We start from the raw sequence: 18,002 nt of genomic DNA on the forward strand, positions 1-18,002 counted from the left end.
TATCTTTACAGTTAGTTTTTGCTTTCATAAATAATCTAAACATTCGATGATTAAAAAAATAAATAGTATTGCTGTTGCTTTGCTTTGTTCAATTTCTTTGTTTTCATGTAAACAACAAGCTGTAATTGTTAATCCAGGTGCTGTTGTTAGTATTGATGGTACTGATGATGGATTGAAAAACGTTAAACGTGATTTTGAAGATGCTACTCGTACAGATGAAGGAATTAAATTTACGATTTCATCAGATTTGCTATTTCCGACAAACTCTTCTTATTTAACAGAAAAAGCTAAAGCGGAATTGAGTAAATTGGCAACACTTTTAAAAGAAAATAAAAGTAAGATCCGTGTTGATGGGCATACAGATGCGACAGGTACTGTGGAGTATAACCAATGGTTAGCTGAAAAGAGAGCTAACTCGGTAAAAAAGTTTTTGGTAGATGCTGGAATTGCAGAGTCTAGAATCGCGGCAAAGGGTATTGGTCAGACTAAACCTGTAGCAGATAATAAAACTCCAGAAGGTCGTCAAAAGAATAGACGAGTTGAGGTTATTATTTTGGATGCAAAATAATTCTTAATTATAACAGGATATAAAGGGCTTTCATTGGAAAGCCTTTTTTGTGATATTAGTTTTTACTTTCGTCCCAATAGTGGGAGTCTGGATATATCCGCTTTCCAAATACTGCTGTCCCTATGCGTACAATTGTTGCTCCTTCGGCAATAGCAATTTCATAATCGCCACTCATACCCATGGACAATTCTGTCATTTCGACGCCAAGTATTTCAGCTTTGATAATGTCTTGCTGGAGGTTTTTCAATAATCGGAAACAGGCACGAATTTTATCTTCTTCTGCGCTGAATAGACCAATGGTCATTAGCCCTTTAATTTTTACATTTTCTAATATGGCTATCTGTCGTATCAGATCAATGGCTTTATCAGGTGATATGCCAAATTTACTTTCTTCCATGGAAGTATTCACTTGGATTAAAATGTCTATCGTTCGATTTTCAAGTTGTAATCTTTGATTTATTTTTTGGGCTAGATCAAACCGATCTATAGATTGCACACAAGTGACATCATGCTGGAGTATGTATTTGATTTTATTGGTTTGTAAATGGCCTATAAAATGATTGGTATGCGGAATATTTTTTAAATCGTCATATTTGTCCCTTAATTCTTGAACTTTATTTTCTGCAATTAATGTATATCCTGCGAGTAAAGCCGTTTTTATACGATTTGCCGGAACTGTTTTAGTCGCTAATAATAGTTTGACTTCTTTGGGGTCACGATTGTTTAGCAGGCAGCATGCTTTGATTTTATCTTCAATTACCTTCAGATTCTCTAAGGTTGTGTTAGTCATATCATCGTGATTTTATTGTTTTTCCAATTTTGCTATCAGACTTGCTTTAACTTGTGTGAAAGCATGATCTCGAGCTTCTGCGTAGGATATCTCATATTTTCTTTGAAACAGTTTGATATCTGCAGGGAATTTTTCGACAAGCTTATCATAATACTTGTCTAATTCTAACTGTGATGGTAAATCATAGCTGATCTGTAATTGAAATCGGCGCAGCAATGCTTTATCAATAATGGATACATGGTTCGTTGCAGCGATAAATAATACGGTCTGTGGTAAATAATCGATGAGTTGAATCAGTGTATTAACCAGGCGTCTCATCTCCCCAACATCTTTGTCGTCATTACCTCTTGCTTTTGCAATTTGATCAAACTCATCTAGGAACAGGACAGCCTTTTCGCGGGCCGCTTTATCAAATATTTGCTTTATGTTTTGAGATGTTTCGCCAATACGGGAACAGACAATTGTACTGAGGTTTAGTGTTAAAATGGATTTTCCCAGTGTTTGCGCGATTGCTTTGGCGGTTGTTGTTTTACCACATCCGGAACTTCCATGCAAGAGGATTTTATTGTTTACAGGTAGTCCATATTGAAGGAGCTCTTCGCTGTAGGTATATTCTTTTATTAACTGCTGTATGGAAGCATTGTTCTCTTGATTAAGAAAAATATTAGCCAGTTCAGTCTGCTCGTTCTTAGTAATAATCAGATCGGAAATATTCATGGTGGCAATTTATTAATTTTTGAATAAAGCTTGAGTTTAATTTTTGAAGAATGACGAACGTTTTACGTTCGCCATTCCAGTATGCTTATTTCCACCAATGATAATAATTATGTAATCCATCATATTCAAATCCGCATTTCGGATATAACTTATTGCCGACTATGTTTGTTTTTTCTGTTTCCAGCATTAGCCCACAAGCATTTGTTTCTTCGCACCATAATTTACTGCGATCAATAAGCGCGATCGATAGACCTTGGCCGCGATAGTCCGGGTGTACATACAAGTCACTTAATAACCATTGTTTAGCTAGTTTTGTATAATGGAAAAGTTTATAAAGCTGTACAAACCCTACTGCTTGATTATCCACATAGATTAAGAAGATCGTCGATTCGCTATTTACAAATCTTTCTTTAAGAAAAGCTTTTCCTTTTTCAAGATCTGGTTGCTGACGATAAAAAACACGGTATAAATCAAATAATACTGCTGTTTCGTCAAGGTTTGCTAATGTTGCTTGTCTAATTTCTGATTTCATATTTTCTTTTTTTAATTGTTATGACAAAATTACTCTTAAATAGGACTACCTTTGTGCTCCAGTTTTAAGTAATTAAGTAGTCCAGTATGCTTCCTTTTGAACATATTATAACCATTGATAAATCGAGTAATATTGCCCTATACAGGCAGATTTCGATTTCAATCATTAATGCGATCAGCGATGGGGTTTTAAAACCTGGGGCACATCTGCCCAGCAGTCGTGAATTGGCAAAAAATCTTGCTGTTCACCGTAAAACAGTGATCGCTGCTTACGAAGAGCTCCAGTCTCAGGACTGGATTATTGTGGAACCGCGTAAATATGTTGCTGTTTCAAACTTTATCCCAATTTTAAAGGCCCAAAAATGGAATAGGCCATTCGTGCGTACGGGGTACGGAAAAGATCTTCCCATTTCGTATAAAAAATCTCAGCCAGAAGTGTCGGTTGAGATCGCGGAAAGATTTGATAAGGTGCTTATTGATGACGGATATCCTGATATACGATTGTCACCAATTGATGATTTATTGAAGACCTATCGGACTTTTACAAACCGGAAAACAATTTCGAAGATTGCAAATATTGGTACGGGGCAAGGTGTGCTCAAGCTTCGCGAGCAATTGGCGAATCATCTGATCGAATCTCGAGGTCTCACTATGGGGGTGGAACATGTGCTGATTACTCATGGAGCGCAAATGAGTATATATTTGGCAGCACAACTTTTACTGGATAATAGTTCACATGTGCTTGTTGGTGAACCCAACTATCCATTGGCAAATCAGGTTTTTAAAGATACCGGTGCATCGGTTATTTCGGTATCGGTTGATGAGGATGGTATTGATACGGATGCCGTGGAAGCTTGGTGTAAGTTGAAAAAAATCAGCTTGATATATGTTATACCACATCATCATTATCCCACCACAGTTACGCTTTCGGTAGAGCGTAGAATGAAATTATTAGCATTAGCTGAACAGTATGGATTTGTGATTATTGAAGATGATTATGACTATGATTATCATTATACCTCATCTCCTTATTTACCATTGGCCAGTAGTAATCATCAGGGGCATGTTATCTATATCGGTTCTTTTTCCAAAATCTTAGATCCTTCGATCCGTATTGGTTTTATGGTTGCTCCAGAAAAATTCATTGCGCAGTGTACTGCCTATAGAAAGATAATTGATGTGGGAGGAGATGGTTATATGCAACATGCTTTAGCCGAGTTAATTAAAGAGGGAGAGTTGAACAGATACTTGAAAAAAGCACGACGTTGCTATAAAATACGAAGGGATTATTTGGATCAGCTTTTACGGGATCGATTAGGTAATTATATTTATTTCTCCTTGCCTGCTGGTGGAATGGCCATTTGGGTGCGGTTAAAGCCTCCGTTTTTGGTGAATGATTTACTTTTGAACTGTTCGCTTGAAATTGTTCGTATCGATGAAACTCAAAATGCATTTCGATTTGGCTTTGCATCCTTGTCTGAAAATGAATTAGATCAGGCTGTTAGTGAATTAGTAAAAGCTTTTAAAAAGATGGCTTAAGTTCATTGCTTTTTTTGCACAACGCAGTTTTTGTTTGAACAGGATAAGGGGAGGCGAAAAGATGAAAAATGAGCTTATTTTTTTTAGTAAAATGACTTGTTTTTCAGCTTTAGTGAGGAATAAATTTGTAAATTAGTAAACTTTTAAACAGGTCTGTTTTAATCTGTTTGAAAGTCTTTTAGTTGTTGATATTTAGCTGTTTAGGAAAGAATAAAGAATTAAGGTATGTACATTATATTTGATACGGAAACAACAGGATTACCCAAACGTTGGGATGCGCCGATTACAGATACTGATAATTGGCCCAGATGTATTCAAATAGCTTGGCAGTTACATGATGAAATGGGTAATCTGCTTGAGCATGAGGATTATCTGATCAAGCCGGATGGTTACAATATTCCTTATGACTCCGAGAAAATTCATGGTATTTCGACCGAGTTAGCGACAGAACAGGGTGTTCCCATTCAAGATGTTCTGGTTAAGTTTAATGAAGCATTAGCCAAAGCCAAATTTATTGTAGGTCAAAATATTGGTTTTGATTTGAATATTATGGGTAGCGAGTTCTATCGTTATGATGTTCAATCTCCTATGGGTGAAATGCCTATCTTGGATACCTGTACTGAGGTTACAGCTGCTTTACTGCAATTGCCTGGTGGACGTGGAGGTCGTTTTAAATTACCAAATTTAACTGAACTTCATTCGTATCTATTTGGAGTTCCCTTTGCTGAAGCACATAATGCAACTGCCGATGTGGAAGCAACTACACGTTGTTTTTTTGAATTAGTTAGAAGGGAAGTTTTTACTGTTGATCAGTTACAGACTGATACAGGATATTTTGTAGATTTTAAACAGCAGAACCCATCAGTAATTCCAACTGTTGGTTTAAAGCACGTGAATCTGAAGGCGGCTTCAGATGAAATTAGAAAGCGCAGTCAGCCAAGTGGTGGTCAGGAAGTTGTGATTGATCATGATGTGCTGAATGATTTTGAAAATGCCGATTTTGCACATCTACATAATCATTCTCAGTTTTCGGTCCTGCAATCAACAATTTCTATAGCTAATTTGGTGGATACTGCTGCGAAGTATCGCATGCCAGCTGTTGCATTGACCGATCATGGTAATATGATGGGTGCTTTTCATTTTGTTTCTAAAGTAGGCGATCATAATAAAGCGGCGAAAGCAAAAAATGAAGAATTAGAAGCTGCTGGAGAAAGTCCTACGGAGAAAATAATCAAACCTATTGTGGGTTGTGAGTTTTTCGTATGTGATGATCATTTTGATAAGAAAAGAAAAGATAATGGTTATCAGATTGTCTTTTTAGCGAAAAATAAAAAAGGTTATCATAACCTGGCTAAAATGGCCTCAGTAGCCTATACGGAAGGGTTTTATTATGTACCTCGTATTGACAGAAAGGTTGTTGAGCAATATAAAGAGGATTTAATTGTCCTGTCTGGGAATCTTCAAGGAGAGGTGCCCAATAAAGTGCTTAATATCGGTGAAAATCAGGCTGAAGAAGCTTTGATCTGGTGGAAAGATCAGTTTGGGGATGATTTTTATATTGAAATGATGCGCCATGGTCAGGAGGATGAAGACCGCGTAAATACGACGCTAGTCAGTTTGGCTCGTAAACATGATGTAAAGCTGATTGCGACGAATAATACCTATTATATCAATAAGCCTGATGCTCACGCCCATGATATTTTGTTGTGTGTGAAGGATGGTGAAAAGTTGAGCACACCGAAAGGAAGGGGGCGAGGTTTTAGGTTTGGATTACCTAATCAGGAATATTACTTCAAGCCTGCTTCAGAAATGAAGAAGCTATTTAAGGATATACCAGAGGCGATTATCAATATTCAAGAGATCGTCGATAAAATTGAAATCTTTACTTTATACCGTGACGTTCTTTTACCGGCTTTTGATATCCCTGAGGAATTTCAGGTTGCAGAAGATCAGGAAGATCATGGTAAGAGGGGGGAAAATAAGTATTTAAGACATCTAACTATAGAAGGAGCTAAGCGTCGTTACAAGCAGGGTGTAACAGACGATATTATGGAGCGCCTGGACTTTGAGTTAACTACCATTGAGAAGACCGGTTATCCTGGATATTTTTTGATTGTACAGGATTTTATTGCTGAAGCTCGTAAAATGGGGGTTTCTGTTGGTCCAGGTCGTGGTTCTGCCGCTGGATCTGCTGTAGCATATTGTTTAGGGATTACAAATTTGGATCCGATACAATACGATTTGCTATTTGAGCGTTTCTTAAATCCCGATCGTGTATCGATGCCCGATATTGATATTGACTTTGACGATGAGGGTCGTGGTCGCGTGATGCAGTATGTAATTGATAAATATGGAGCTTCGCAAGTAGCCCAGATTATTACATATGGTACCATGGCTGCCAAATCGTCTATTAAAGATACGGCTCGTGTACTGGATCTGCCTTTGCAGGAAGCCAATGAAATTGCAAAACTGATTCCAAATTTGAAGCTGGCAAAGATCTTCAATATGGATGAAAAAGCGTTGAAAGAGACTTTGCGCGCAGATGAACTGGAAGCTGTTAATCGTCTGATCGCCATATCGGAAGGTGCGGGTCTTGAAGCGGAAACGATTAAGCAGGCCCGCGTATTGGAAGGTTCAATGCGTAATACAGGTATCCATGCTTGTGGGGTAATTATTACTCCTGACGATATCACTAATTTTGTTCCTGTATCATTAGCAAAAGATTCAGATCTATATGTGACACAGTTTGATAACTCTGTTGTTGAATCTGCCGGTTTGTTGAAAATGGACTTTTTAGGGTTAAAAACATTGACCTTAATAAAGGATACGGTCGCTAACGTGAAGTTGAGTAATGGCCTGGAGTTAGATCCCGATGAATTTCCTATTGATGATCAATTGACTTACGAGTTATTCCAAAGAGGGGAAACGGTTGGGGTATTCCAATATGAATCTCCGGGTATGCAGAAGCATATGAAAGATCTGAAACCAACGGTTTTTGCGGATTTAATTGCTATGAATGCCCTTTATAGACCTGGACCAATGGAGTATATCCCCAGTTTTATCAAGCGTAAGCACGGGACAGAGCCTATTATTTATGATCTAGATGCTTGTGAGGAATATTTGCAGGAAACATATGGTATTACTGTATATCAAGAGCAGGTGATGCTTCTTTCTCAGAAATTGGCAGGATTCTCCAAAGGTGATGCCGATGTGTTGCGTAAAGCTATGGGTAAGAAGCAAAAAGCGGTTTTGGATAAGATGAAACCTAAGTTTGTTGCTCAGGCTGCTGAAAAGGGACATAACCCGAAAGTATTAGAAAAAATTTGGACAGATTGGGAGGCTTTTGCAAGTTATGCCTTCAATAAATCGCACTCGACCTGTTATGCTTGGATTGCTTATCAAACGGCTTATCTAAAAGCGCATTTTCCGGCGGAATACATGGCAGCTGTACTTTCAAATAACATGAATGATATCAAGCAGGTCACTTTCTTTATGGAGGAGTGTAAGCGCATGGGACTTGAAGTATTGGCTCCAGATGTGAATGAGTCACATTATAAATTTACTGTGAATGATCGTGGTGCGATCCGATTTGGAATGGGAGCTGTTAAAGGTGTGGGAGCAGGAGCGGTTGATACGATTGTACAGACACGTGCGAAGGGGCCCTATAAATCGGTTTTTGATTTGGCAAAACGGATTGATCTGCGTGCCGCTAATAAAAAAGCTTTTGAAAGTTTAGCTTATGCGGGTGGATTTGACGGTTTTCAAAATATGCACCGTGCTCAATATTTTCACAGTGAAGATAATTCCACGGGTTTGGAAAAAGCGATTAAGTTTGCACAGCGATTCAAGGAAAATGAAAATTCGGCTCAGGTAAGTTTATTTGGTGGAGATGGTGCGGCTGAGCTTCCAGAACCTGTATTGGCTTCTTGTCCACAATGGGGTTTGATCGAAAAATTAAAGTACGAGAAAGAGGTAATCGGTATTTATCTGACTAGTCATCCCTTGGATAACTATAAGTTTGAGATTAAGCATTTCTGTCAAAACAAAGTGAGTGATCTGCAGTTAATCAATAAGGTTAAGGCTTCTGAAGTTGAAGAAGATGTTTTGTTGGATTTTAATCGGATAAAAAATAAGGAGGTTGTTATCGGTGGTATTATTGCTCTTGCCAACCATCGTATTGCAAAATCGGGTAAGCCTTTTGGTTCTTTCATTATTGAGGATTATTCAGACTCTTATGAAATAATGGTTTTTGGTGAAGATTATGTGAAGTTCAAGGGATATCTCGAAGAAGGCTATTTTGTGCAGCTCCGAGGTTTGGTGCAAGAAAGGTTTAAGCAAGTTGGGAACTGGGGTTTTGAGATCAAGGGTATCCAGCTATTGTCGGATTTGAGAGAGAAAATGGCTAAAATTTTCACTATTAATATTGCATTGCCAGCATTAAATGATCTATTTTTAGAGGAGATGAAGCAAGTGCTGGATTCAAATGAGATCGAAGGGGTGGTCCCGAATTGTCAACTGCGTTTCAAAATTTGGGATCCGCAGGATGAAATTTCTATTGAGATGCCTGCGAAATTAAAGCGTATCAACTTGACAAATGAGTTCTTAGAGGCTATAGAGCAGTTTGAAGGTGTAAATTATCGATTGAATTAAATGGTGTCAATTTAATATTACACTTATATTACGGACATCTTTATTATATTTGTTCTTATAAATGAGTAAATAATAATTATCAAATAACTTCGGTTAAAAAAATAAAAATATGGCTTTAGAAATTACAGATAGCAACTTTGAAGAAGTTGTGTTGAAATCAGACAAACCAGTTTTAATTGACTTTTGGGCAGAGTGGTGTGGTCCATGTCGTATGGTAGGTCCAATTGTAGAAGAGTTGGCTAAGGATTATGCTGATACAGCGGTAATCGGAAAAGTAAATGTTGATGAAAACCCAGAAATTTCAGTTCGTTTTGGAATTCGTAATATTCCTGCGTTATTATTCTTCAAAAATGGTGAGATTGTCGATAAACAAATCGGTGCTGTACCAAAATCAGTGCTAAGTGAGAAACTGGATAAGCAAATTGGTGCTTAAGCAAGTATTATTAAGATAATATCAAGTAGACAAATGTAGTTTTTTGTTATATAAGTCTTGTTAAAGGGGGTAGAATTAAGTTTCTACCCCCTTTTTCTGTTTTATATTGAGTAAAATGCATTATATATCTGTTGTTGTTTGTGTTTTTGTAGAATTTTGATGTTTTATTTGAAAATATTTGAAATAAATATTGTTTTTACTGTAATTTTTACCTTAATTTGGATATTGATTAACAAAACAATTAAAAATGATTAAAAAAACAGCGATTCCTTTCTATTTTATGGTAATAATAGTTTTAATGGCACTATTTTTTCCTTCTTTACCTAAAAATGATGGAAATTATGAATATAATGGAGCTGATGTAGCATGGATGTTGACTTCAACGGCATTAGTGCTAATTATGACACCAGGTTTAGCGTATTTTTATGGTGGAATGGTAAGAAAGAAGAATGTTATTTCAACGATGCTTCAAAGTTTCATCTGTATGGCTGTTGTTAGTGTTATTTGGGTTGTTTTTGGTTTCAGTTTAGTATTTGGAGATAGTATCGGAGGTTTCATCGGTAATCCGATGACGTATTTTATGTTTGATCATGTAATTGATGGTAAACCTTGGGTGGGTGCTCCAACGATTCCATTTGCACTGTTTGCTATGTTTCAATTGAAATTTGCGATCATTACACCGGCGCTTATTACGGGGGCTTTTGCAGAGCGCATCCGTTTTACATCTTATATTTTGTTCATCTGTTTATTTTTCGTCTTCATATATGCTCCTTTGGCACATGCTACCTGGCATCCTGATGGCTTATTGTTTAAGCTGGGTGTTTTGGATTTTGCCGGAGGAACTGTCGTACATATGTCAGCGGGCTTAACAGCACTGGCTTCAGCGATTTACTTAAAACAGGGTAGAGAGCCTGGTCATCATACACCTGCACGTGTAACCTATGTATTGCTCGGTACCGGTATGCTGTGGTTTGGCTGGTTTGGTTTTAATGCAGGTTCAGCCTTTTCTGCTTCTAGCCTTGCTTCGACGGCACTATCAACAACAATGACGGCTTCGGCAGCAGCTGCACTTACCTGGATTTTCTTTGATGCTATCCGTGGTACTAAACCATCTGCAATGGGAACCTGTATTGGTCTAGTAGTGGGTCTGGTTGCGATTACGCCGGCCGCCGGATTTGTAACTGTTCCGCATTCATTAGTAATTGGTGCTGTAGCGGCAATTGTAAGTCGCCTTGTGGTCGATTGGCGTACCCGTTCAAAGGTCGATGATACGCTAGATGTTTTTCCTTGTCATGGTGTTGGAGGTATTGTAGGGATGATTTTGACGGGGGTATTTGCTCATAAACAAATTAATGGTGTGGTTGAGCATAACGGTTTATTTTTTGGTGAAATAACCCTATTTAAGGCGCATATAATTGGTTTGTTTGCGTCCGCTGCTTTTATTTTAATTGTTGCTTTCTTATTGTTGAAAATAACAGATCTGATTTCACCCCTTCGTGCATCTGAGGAGGAGGAGTTATTAGGTATGGATATTTCACAACATGCAGAGAAATTATAAAGATTCCTTTCAATTCCCTTTCAATTAGAAACGCACACCATCGCTCGATGGGTGCGTTTTCTTTTTAAATGGGCATTTTGCAACGAAGCTTAGCGTTGTAGAACGGTATGCTATTTGATTTTTTTGTATTGATCCAGAAAGGGGCTGTAGCCAGTACAAATTTTTTGGTTAATGTATAAGGCCGGAAATAATATTTATTGTTAATGCAACAACAAATGTATTTAAAGCGAAAGCGAGTAATCCATGAAACAGAACCACTCTTCTAATTTTTCGTGACGAAACTTCAATATCAGAAACTTGAAATGTACAACCGAGCACAAATGAAAAATATGCAAAGTCCATATAGTCAGGTTTTTCATCTCCTGGGAAATCCAATCCTTTACCAGTGGCACCGTCTGCATAGTACAGATGTGCGTAATGGAAGACATAGGTCGTATGTACCAAAAACCAAGAGCTCATCATACTTAATACACAGATGCTGATGCTTGCGCCCTTGGGCATATCGGTCGTATTATCTGTGATAATAATGAGAAGTACAGCGAACAAACAGGCAAAACTTGCCATTAAAATAAAAATGGATACAAATAAACGGCTTCCGTCTTCGGATGCCGCTTTTCTAACAATTCGGTTTACGGGCATCTGATAAAAGATAAACCACGACACAGCGCTGTAACTCAAACTAAAGGTAATCCAAAAAAGTATAGCACTCATTATGAGGTTTATATTTAGACAATAGCAAATAACAGCTGTTAGGATGCTAATGGAAAATGAAAATATACATTTTTGAACCGGATTGAAATCCTGTATGATCGCCTTTATTTTCATCGTTAACAATCAAATTGCACATCTTGCTTATAGCTGCTTTTCTCCATATCGTTATCTCTTATTTGAGACGAAAGGATAAGCATAATACTGTTTTCTTCGTAATCGGTCGGGGTTGAAATAATAAAATCAAGTTTTCCATCACGATCAATATCTCCTACAAATAATGTTTTGATAAAAGTGTCATTAAATTGGTCAGCTTTGAACATGTTTATTTCTGAGTTTCCGTTGAATGAACATGTTAATTTATAATTCTTAACATCGTGAAAGACTTCTTCATGGTTTTGCTCATTTGTTTGAATATTGGTTCCTACAATGTCACCATATCCTTTTAACAAGTATTTCTGGTTGTTAAAATTATACTGAACAGTTTCTTTAGGCCATATTTCAGCTTTGGTGATCTTTAGATTTTCAATTTTTCCTGCTTTTAAAAAAGGGAAGTTGAGAAATAGGATGGAATTTCTTTTTGAAATTACTCCTTTCGTGGGTACTCCAGCACATTCACTGAAACCATTTTCAATTTTATAATCGACCTTTGCAAGGTAATATTCTCCATTTTCTTCATAAAGGTCCAACCATTCATCATTTAAAATCTTGCTCGGATCTTCTGAATCGTCATAAATCCGATAGGTATCTATCATAAATATGGATGCTTCTTTATTGGGAGAGGTTTTGATGCTAGGACTGCTCACTGCATTTGTGTCACTTGTTATTTCACTAGCGGCAGTGTCATTAGGAATTGTCTTATTAACCGGGCTCTGATTTTGACAGGACTGAAAAATAAGTGTTATAAATAGTGCTGTAAGGCTTAAATATTTCATCGTGCATTATAATTTGAATAATTAAATATAGAAATTTTAATGCACGATGTAAATAAACTTTCTTAATCTGTTAATGCTTCTTTCAATATGCGGAATGAGTCAAGACATTTTTGATCATCATAAATATAAGATATGGCCATAAGTTCATCGATTTGTAGTTTTTCGATGAACGGTTCCAATTCCTTTCTGATGGTCTCTTTGTCTCCTATAAAGCTGCAGGAAAGCATATTGTCTGCGGCTTGCTCAATACTTGGAATCCCTTTGTAAATAACCTCAAATGTTGGAGGTGACAATGGTGCTCTTGTATTGGTTAGAATCCCCGCAAATAAATTTTTTACACTTGTTGACTGTAATTCGGCTTCTTCTACTGTTTTCGCGGCAATTACATTGACACAAACAATAAAATATGGTGCTGAAAGACTAGCTGACGGTTTGAAGTTCTGGTGGTAGATGGCACTTGCTTGAGCAAGTTGTGCCGGTGCAAAATGTGCAGCAAATGCATAGGGTAGTCCAAGGCTGGCGGCTAAATAGGCACTGTCTGTACTGGATCCTAAAATATATAAAGGAACGTTTAGACCTTCGGCCGGAAAAGCTCTTACTTTGGAGTCAACATTACTGTCACTAAAATATTGTTGCAGTGCCGCAACATCCTGTGGAAATTGGTATGCTGTATTAAAATTATTGCGACGTAATGCCATTGCTGTTTCTTGGTCCGTTCCAGGAGCTCTGCCTAATCCAAGATCAATACGATTTGGATAAAGAGTCTCTAAGGTACCGAATTGCTCTGCAATGACAAGGGGCGAATGGTTCGGTAGCATAATACCTCCAGATCCAACACGAATGGTTTTGGTGTTTGCTGCAATGTGCTGAATAACGAGCGAGGTTGCTGAACTGGCAATGTATTCCATATTGTGGTGTTCTGCTACCCAGATTCTTTTATATCCTAACTGCTCAATATGTTGCGCTATTTTTATGGTTCTGTTATATGCTTCTGACGTTGTGCAACCTTTTTTGATTGGCGCAAGATCTAAAGCTGATAAAGCAATATTTCTCATATAATAAAATTATGCTTTATTTTAGGAAAATATGTAATGGTATTGTCGCTTTACTATTTTCGTGTCGCGTGGATGACAATCAGTTCTCCTGTATGATCTGTAGTAAAGAAACTATGTAATTCACCGCCATCCATAATTTTAAATTTCTTTTTTAGTACTTCTGTTTTTAAAGGGAAATTTCTAGCTACAGCGTTTGTTCTTAATTTTTCTTTTGATTTTTTGAAGATGGAAAACGGAATAACTTCGATGATTTCATAAATTTTCCCTAAGAAATCTTCTTGGTAAATTTCTGAACTATATAGGTGCGTATGTTGGTGCAGTTTTTTAAGATCAAATGCTTTGGTTATGCTCTTAAAAGCACCAGCTTTAGTAAGACACACATCAGGTTCATAAAGATAACGCAGCGGTGCTGAAAATGAAGTGACCGTTTTAGTTTCTTCTTCCTGTGTGAATGTGAATTGTTGTGTTTTGTCACCAAAAATACGGACAGCGGTAATCTCAGGTTGACCAGAAAAATCTCTTTCTTGAATGAAAAGTAGCTCTTTACAGTCATTTTGGAGACTAATGACATAGATTTGCTTGACATGGTTCAGTTCTGACAATGCTGCTGTGATGTCCAGAAGAGGAGCAACTTTTATCATGATATGGGCTGCTCTTTGTAGAAAGTTTTTCTGTAAGGAAACGATGTTGGGTTCGCAATCACTCAACATAAAAACTTTTTGCTGCGCAACCCTGCGGGAAGGATCTATGTATATATACCCTATGTTAAGATCTTTATTTTTAGCAATATAGTCTACTCCATCTGAAGCGATAACTTCTATGTTTTTAGCTTGTAATTGCTTGGCATTGTATTGAGATATGAGTGCAAGTTGCGGATTGATCTCACAGGAAATTACTTTTTTAGCTTTTTTTGAAAAGTAAAAATCATCAATACCAAAGCCGCTTGTGATATCGATTAAAGTAACATTTTCCGGAATTAGTGATGCTTTGAATATCGCTGTTTTTTCCGAAGAACATTGTTCTAAGTTTAATTTATCGGGGTAATATATGTTCGCAGTTTCTGCCCAAAGCGGAATTTTTTTGCGACATCGCTGTCTGCCATCTATTTGTGCCGCAAGTTCAGACGAGGTAATTCCTTCAAAAGGAGATTTTTTTAGCGCTAATTTAGCGGAAGATTCTGATTCATTTTGATTAATAAAATCTTGAACCTCCTTTTGAAGGATAAGTGTATTCATCTATATTTTTTTTACAAGAAGCTGGCAAGTATAGGTATCTTTCAGTTCGCTGATCACCTGTTTATCCACTAAAACTCTATTGATTGTTTCTTGGTTATAGTAACGGATGGTGATAAGCTCTAGGCCAGTTTCAATATTGACTTTGAATTTTTTCTTTAATTCGTCCAGTACTTCCAGGATGTTTTGACCGGTATCGTCTACAGCAACTGAAAAATTGATTGCACTGTTGTGCATCATATTGATTTTAATGCGGAATTGGTGAAACAAATTGAAAATATCGCGCAGATTATCTTCTACAATAAATGAAAAGTCACGCGGTGAAATGGATATCAAAATTTGATTGACCTTAAAAATAAACGATGGTACAGGTAAAGATACATTTGTGCTCTTGATCTTAGTTCCTGGCACTTCCGGATTTAGAAACGACCGCACATTTAATTGGATATTTTTATTCTGAAGTGGCTTAATTGTTTTCGGATGAATAACGGTTGCTCCATAATAGGTCAATTCAATTGCATCTGTATAAGATAATTCAGGTATCAATTCAGTTTTTTCAAACCATTTTGGATCGGCATTGAGTACACCTGGTACATCCTTCCAGATTGTCACGTGTTCAGCATTTAAACATGCTGCAAAGATTGCTGCCGAATAGTCTGATCCTTCACGACCTAATGTTGTCGTGAAATTTTCGGATGTCGAGCCTATAAATCCTTGTGTGACCCCGATATATTCGCTAAGGATTTTTGGGATCTCAGCTTGAATAATAGCTTCTGTCTTTTCCCAGTTAACCTGCGCTTCGGTATAGGTGTTATCGGTCATGATGTAGTTGCGGGCATCTAACCATTGGGATTTTACACCAATGTGATTGAGATAAGCCGCTAGAATTTTGGAAGAAACGATTTCACCCGTAGAAACGATTTGATCAAATAAATAATCAAAAGAATCTTGTGGTTCTTCTTCTAATATCCATTCGATTTCGACAAAACAATTGGCGATTTCATCAAATATGGGATGATTGGAATCTTCGAATAAACCGGATAATATGTTATAATGAAATGCTTTGGCTTTTTCAAGTATTTCAAATGCTTCACCTGTATTTTGGTGATATGCTTTTGTTACGTCTTCTAATAAGTTGGTGGTTTTACCCATGGCCGATACGACGACCAATAAAGCGTCCACTTTATATTTAGAGATAATATGTGCTGAATTTTTTACACTTTCAGCATCTTTGACTGATGCGCCACCAAATTTAAAAACTTGCATCGGATAGGATTACGTTGAGGTTGATTGCTAATTAATACTATTGATATATTCTAGACCCTTGTTTGAAATCAAGTGTTTTATATCCTTATATGGCACTTTTAGTGCTGTGTTTCCCCCAGAATAGGGTTTAATTTCATATACATTGTAATAGAAAAGTAGATCTTCTTTGTCTAAAGCAAAATTGTTTGCAAGGGCAAAATTGCCAGCTTCAAAAAAGAACTTGTCATTTAAAGATTCTTTGTCAGATAGATTTTCCAGTTTGCGAAAGTATTTTTCTGCAATTTTAATCAATTCTTTCTGATTTTCTTCATTTATGATATCGTTTAATGTTATTTTTTGATCTGAATTGATATCATAATGTGTAAAAAGAGTAAAATGGTCACCATGAGCACCACCGGTATATTCGGTTTGGTTGGTTTCTATGCTGATAAACTTAGGGGTATTTTGATATACTTTTGCCTGTAGATCCCGAAACCAGGCTGCAGAAGAACTGCCACTATTTTCTTCTACATATTCATCATATGCATCGACGAATCTTTTGGCTGAAATACTGATTTCAGAATCACCTTCTAAATTAATCGATTGATTGAGTAATGTGTTGATGACGGTATCCTTGAATTGTGGATATTTAGCTCTGAAGAATGTTGTGTCTATTTTTTCACCTTCTTTCACAAAAAAGTTGCTATACCGATGCACTTCTTTCATATCATAATGAAGCGTATCACCACTAGCTTTTTTTTGTTCTTTTGCCGTATCGTTACCAGTACATGAAGTAATGGCAATTAATGCAAAAATGATCGAGGGGTTGAAATAGTATTTTGGTTTCATGTAATTTAACCGTCCTTTTCTGTTCTAATATGTTATCGATACATTAATCCATTCGGCATCGAAGTCCGCTTTATACTTTCGGTAGAATTGAATAGCAGGTTCATTCCAGTCCAAAACCTGCCAAACCATGCCTTGATATCCTTTAGATTTGCCGTAATTGATAGTTTCTTCGAAAAGTTGTTTGCCAATTCCATAGCCACGCATACTTTCTGTCACAATTAAATCCTCAAGATAGAGCCTTCTTCCTTTCCAAGTGGAATAACGAATGTAATATAGTGAAATTCCGACGATTTTCCCATCAAATTCTGCAATAAAAGCTCCCCATATTGGGTTTTGTCCAAATCCTGCGTCAATAAACTCTTCCATAGAGACCGTTACCTCATTGGGTGCTTTTTCTAATATGGCAAGTTCTTTAATTAATTCCAGCATTGCAGGACAATCTGCTTCAACAGCAGTTCTAATAATTGCTTTAGTCATTGTTTTTAAAATGTTTGATGACGCGTTTTCCAAAAATAGTACTTCCCACCCGGATCATATTAGATCCCTTTTCTATTGCTAATTTGTAATCAGAAGACATACCCATCGACAGCGTATTGAAACTTTCGTTTTTACGATAGAAACTTGCCTTGATACCATCATATAATGATTTTAGCTCATAAAACTCCTCTTTGATCTCTTTTTCATTCTCTGTATTGGTTGCAATACCCATTAAGCCACGGATGTTGACATGTTTTAAAGCTAAAAATTCCTCATCGCGTAACATTTCGATTAATTCTGCATGGTCAAAACCAAATTTAGTATCTTCTTCAGCAATGTGTACCTGAAGTAAGCAGTCGATCACACGCTTGTTTTTAGCGGCTTGTTTATCGATTTCTTTCAGAAGTTTGAAAGAATCAACAGCATGGATTAAGGTTACAAAGGGAGCTACGTATTTAACTTTATTTGTTTGCAAGTGACCAATAAGATGCCATTCGATATCTTTTGGTAATGATTCATATTTTTCAACAAGTTCTTGAACAAGGTTTTCACCAAAAACACGTTGCCCAGCTTCATAGGCTTCCATGATATCTTCATTCGGTTTTGTTTTTGATACAGCGACTAGTTGAACGCCGAGCGCTTTAACTTCTAAATTAATCGCTTCTAGGTTGCTTGCAATACTCATGATAATTGTATATTTAAGAATTCAAAGGGT

Annotated in this window: 16 protein-coding genes; 5 read left to right on the plus strand and 11 right to left on the minus strand. The window is 36.9% G+C overall.

What is annotated here, in order from left to right:
* The first annotated feature begins 46 nt into the window (after positions 1-46).
* Positions 47-568, plus strand: a complete 522-nt coding sequence (locus tag FHR29_RS04880; RefSeq protein WP_206368298.1) for an OmpA family protein — start codon at positions 47-49, stop codon at positions 566-568.
* Between the two features lie 55 nt (positions 569-623).
* Here FHR29_RS04880 and FHR29_RS04885 read toward each other — a convergent pair whose 3' ends face one another.
* The 3 genes from FHR29_RS04885 to FHR29_RS04895 form a co-directional block, all read right to left on the minus strand.
* Positions 624-1,358 (minus strand): YggS family pyridoxal phosphate-dependent enzyme, encoded by a 735-nt coding sequence (locus FHR29_RS04885; protein ID WP_183912810.1) that lies wholly within the window; start codon positions 1,356-1,358, stop codon positions 624-626.
* Between the two features lie 12 nt (positions 1,359-1,370).
* On the minus strand, positions 1,371-2,075 hold the full coding sequence (locus FHR29_RS04890) for an AAA family ATPase (protein WP_183912812.1): 705 nt from the start codon (positions 2,073-2,075) through the stop codon (positions 1,371-1,373).
* Positions 2,076-2,160: 85 nt separating this feature from the next.
* A complete protein-coding gene (locus FHR29_RS04895; protein ID WP_021190484.1) occupies positions 2,161-2,607 on the minus strand; it encodes an N-acetyltransferase in 447 nt (148 codons plus the stop codon).
* Positions 2,608-2,693: 86 nt separating this feature from the next.
* Between FHR29_RS04895 and FHR29_RS04900 the strand changes: the two genes are divergently transcribed.
* From FHR29_RS04900 to FHR29_RS04915, 4 genes are all read left to right on the plus strand, one after another.
* Positions 2,694-4,145, plus strand: a complete 1,452-nt coding sequence (locus FHR29_RS04900; RefSeq protein ID WP_183912814.1) for a PLP-dependent aminotransferase family protein — start codon at positions 2,694-2,696, stop codon at positions 4,143-4,145.
* A gap of 225 nt (positions 4,146-4,370) precedes the next feature.
* Positions 4,371-8,795 (plus strand): DNA polymerase III subunit alpha, encoded by a 4,425-nt coding sequence (gene dnaE / locus FHR29_RS04905; RefSeq protein ID WP_183912816.1) that lies wholly within the window; start codon positions 4,371-4,373, stop codon positions 8,793-8,795.
* Positions 8,796-8,904: 109 nt separating this feature from the next.
* Complete coding sequence (trxA, locus tag FHR29_RS04910; RefSeq protein ID WP_021190487.1) at positions 8,905-9,228, plus strand: thioredoxin; 324 nt, start codon at positions 8,905-8,907, stop codon at positions 9,226-9,228.
* A gap of 247 nt (positions 9,229-9,475) precedes the next feature.
* Positions 9,476-10,786, plus strand: a complete 1,311-nt coding sequence (locus tag FHR29_RS04915) for an ammonium transporter (protein WP_183912819.1) — start codon at positions 9,476-9,478, stop codon at positions 10,784-10,786.
* Positions 10,787-10,954: 168 nt separating this feature from the next.
* Here the strand turns inward: FHR29_RS04915 and FHR29_RS04920 are convergent, their stop codons facing one another.
* The 8 genes from FHR29_RS04920 to FHR29_RS04955 form a co-directional block, all read right to left on the minus strand.
* Positions 10,955-11,497 carry a DUF1345 domain-containing protein gene (locus FHR29_RS04920; protein ID WP_232789291.1) on the minus strand — a complete coding sequence of 181 codons (543 nt, stop codon included), beginning with the start codon at positions 11,495-11,497 and terminating at the stop codon, positions 10,955-10,957.
* Between the two features lie 116 nt (positions 11,498-11,613).
* Complete coding sequence (locus FHR29_RS04925) at positions 11,614-12,429, minus strand: hypothetical protein (protein WP_183912823.1); 816 nt, start codon at positions 12,427-12,429, stop codon at positions 11,614-11,616.
* 62 nt (positions 12,430-12,491) lie between these two features.
* The gene (locus FHR29_RS04930) at positions 12,492-13,484 is read right to left on the minus strand and encodes an LLM class flavin-dependent oxidoreductase (RefSeq protein WP_021190491.1); all 993 of its coding nucleotides are present in this window, start codon (positions 13,482-13,484) and stop codon (positions 12,492-12,494) included.
* Between the two features lie 53 nt (positions 13,485-13,537).
* Positions 13,538-14,719 carry a class I SAM-dependent methyltransferase gene (locus FHR29_RS04935; protein WP_183912825.1) on the minus strand — a complete coding sequence of 394 codons (1,182 nt, stop codon included), beginning with the start codon at positions 14,717-14,719 and terminating at the stop codon, positions 13,538-13,540.
* Positions 14,720-15,982, minus strand: coding sequence for an aspartate kinase (locus tag FHR29_RS04940; protein ID WP_021190493.1), 1,263 nt, complete (start codon positions 15,980-15,982; stop codon positions 14,720-14,722).
* A gap of 27 nt (positions 15,983-16,009) precedes the next feature.
* Positions 16,010-16,810, minus strand: a complete 801-nt coding sequence (locus tag FHR29_RS04945) for a DUF3298 and DUF4163 domain-containing protein (RefSeq protein ID WP_021190494.1) — start codon at positions 16,808-16,810, stop codon at positions 16,010-16,012.
* 24 nt (positions 16,811-16,834) lie between these two features.
* Positions 16,835-17,287, minus strand: a complete 453-nt coding sequence (locus FHR29_RS04950) for a GNAT family N-acetyltransferase (protein ID WP_132845499.1) — start codon at positions 17,285-17,287, stop codon at positions 16,835-16,837.
* Positions 17,280-17,972: a YggS family pyridoxal phosphate-dependent enzyme gene (locus tag FHR29_RS04955; protein WP_183912827.1), complete on the minus strand. Its 693-nt coding sequence runs from the start codon at positions 17,970-17,972 to the stop codon at positions 17,280-17,282. Before FHR29_RS04955 ends, FHR29_RS04950 begins: the two co-directional genes overlap by 8 nt.
* Between the last annotated feature and the right edge of the window lie 30 nt (positions 17,973-18,002).

This window comes from Sphingobacterium sp. JUb56, assembly GCF_014191365.1.
GTDB classification, from domain to species: domain Bacteria; phylum Bacteroidota; class Bacteroidia; order Sphingobacteriales; family Sphingobacteriaceae; genus Sphingobacterium; species Sphingobacterium anhuiense.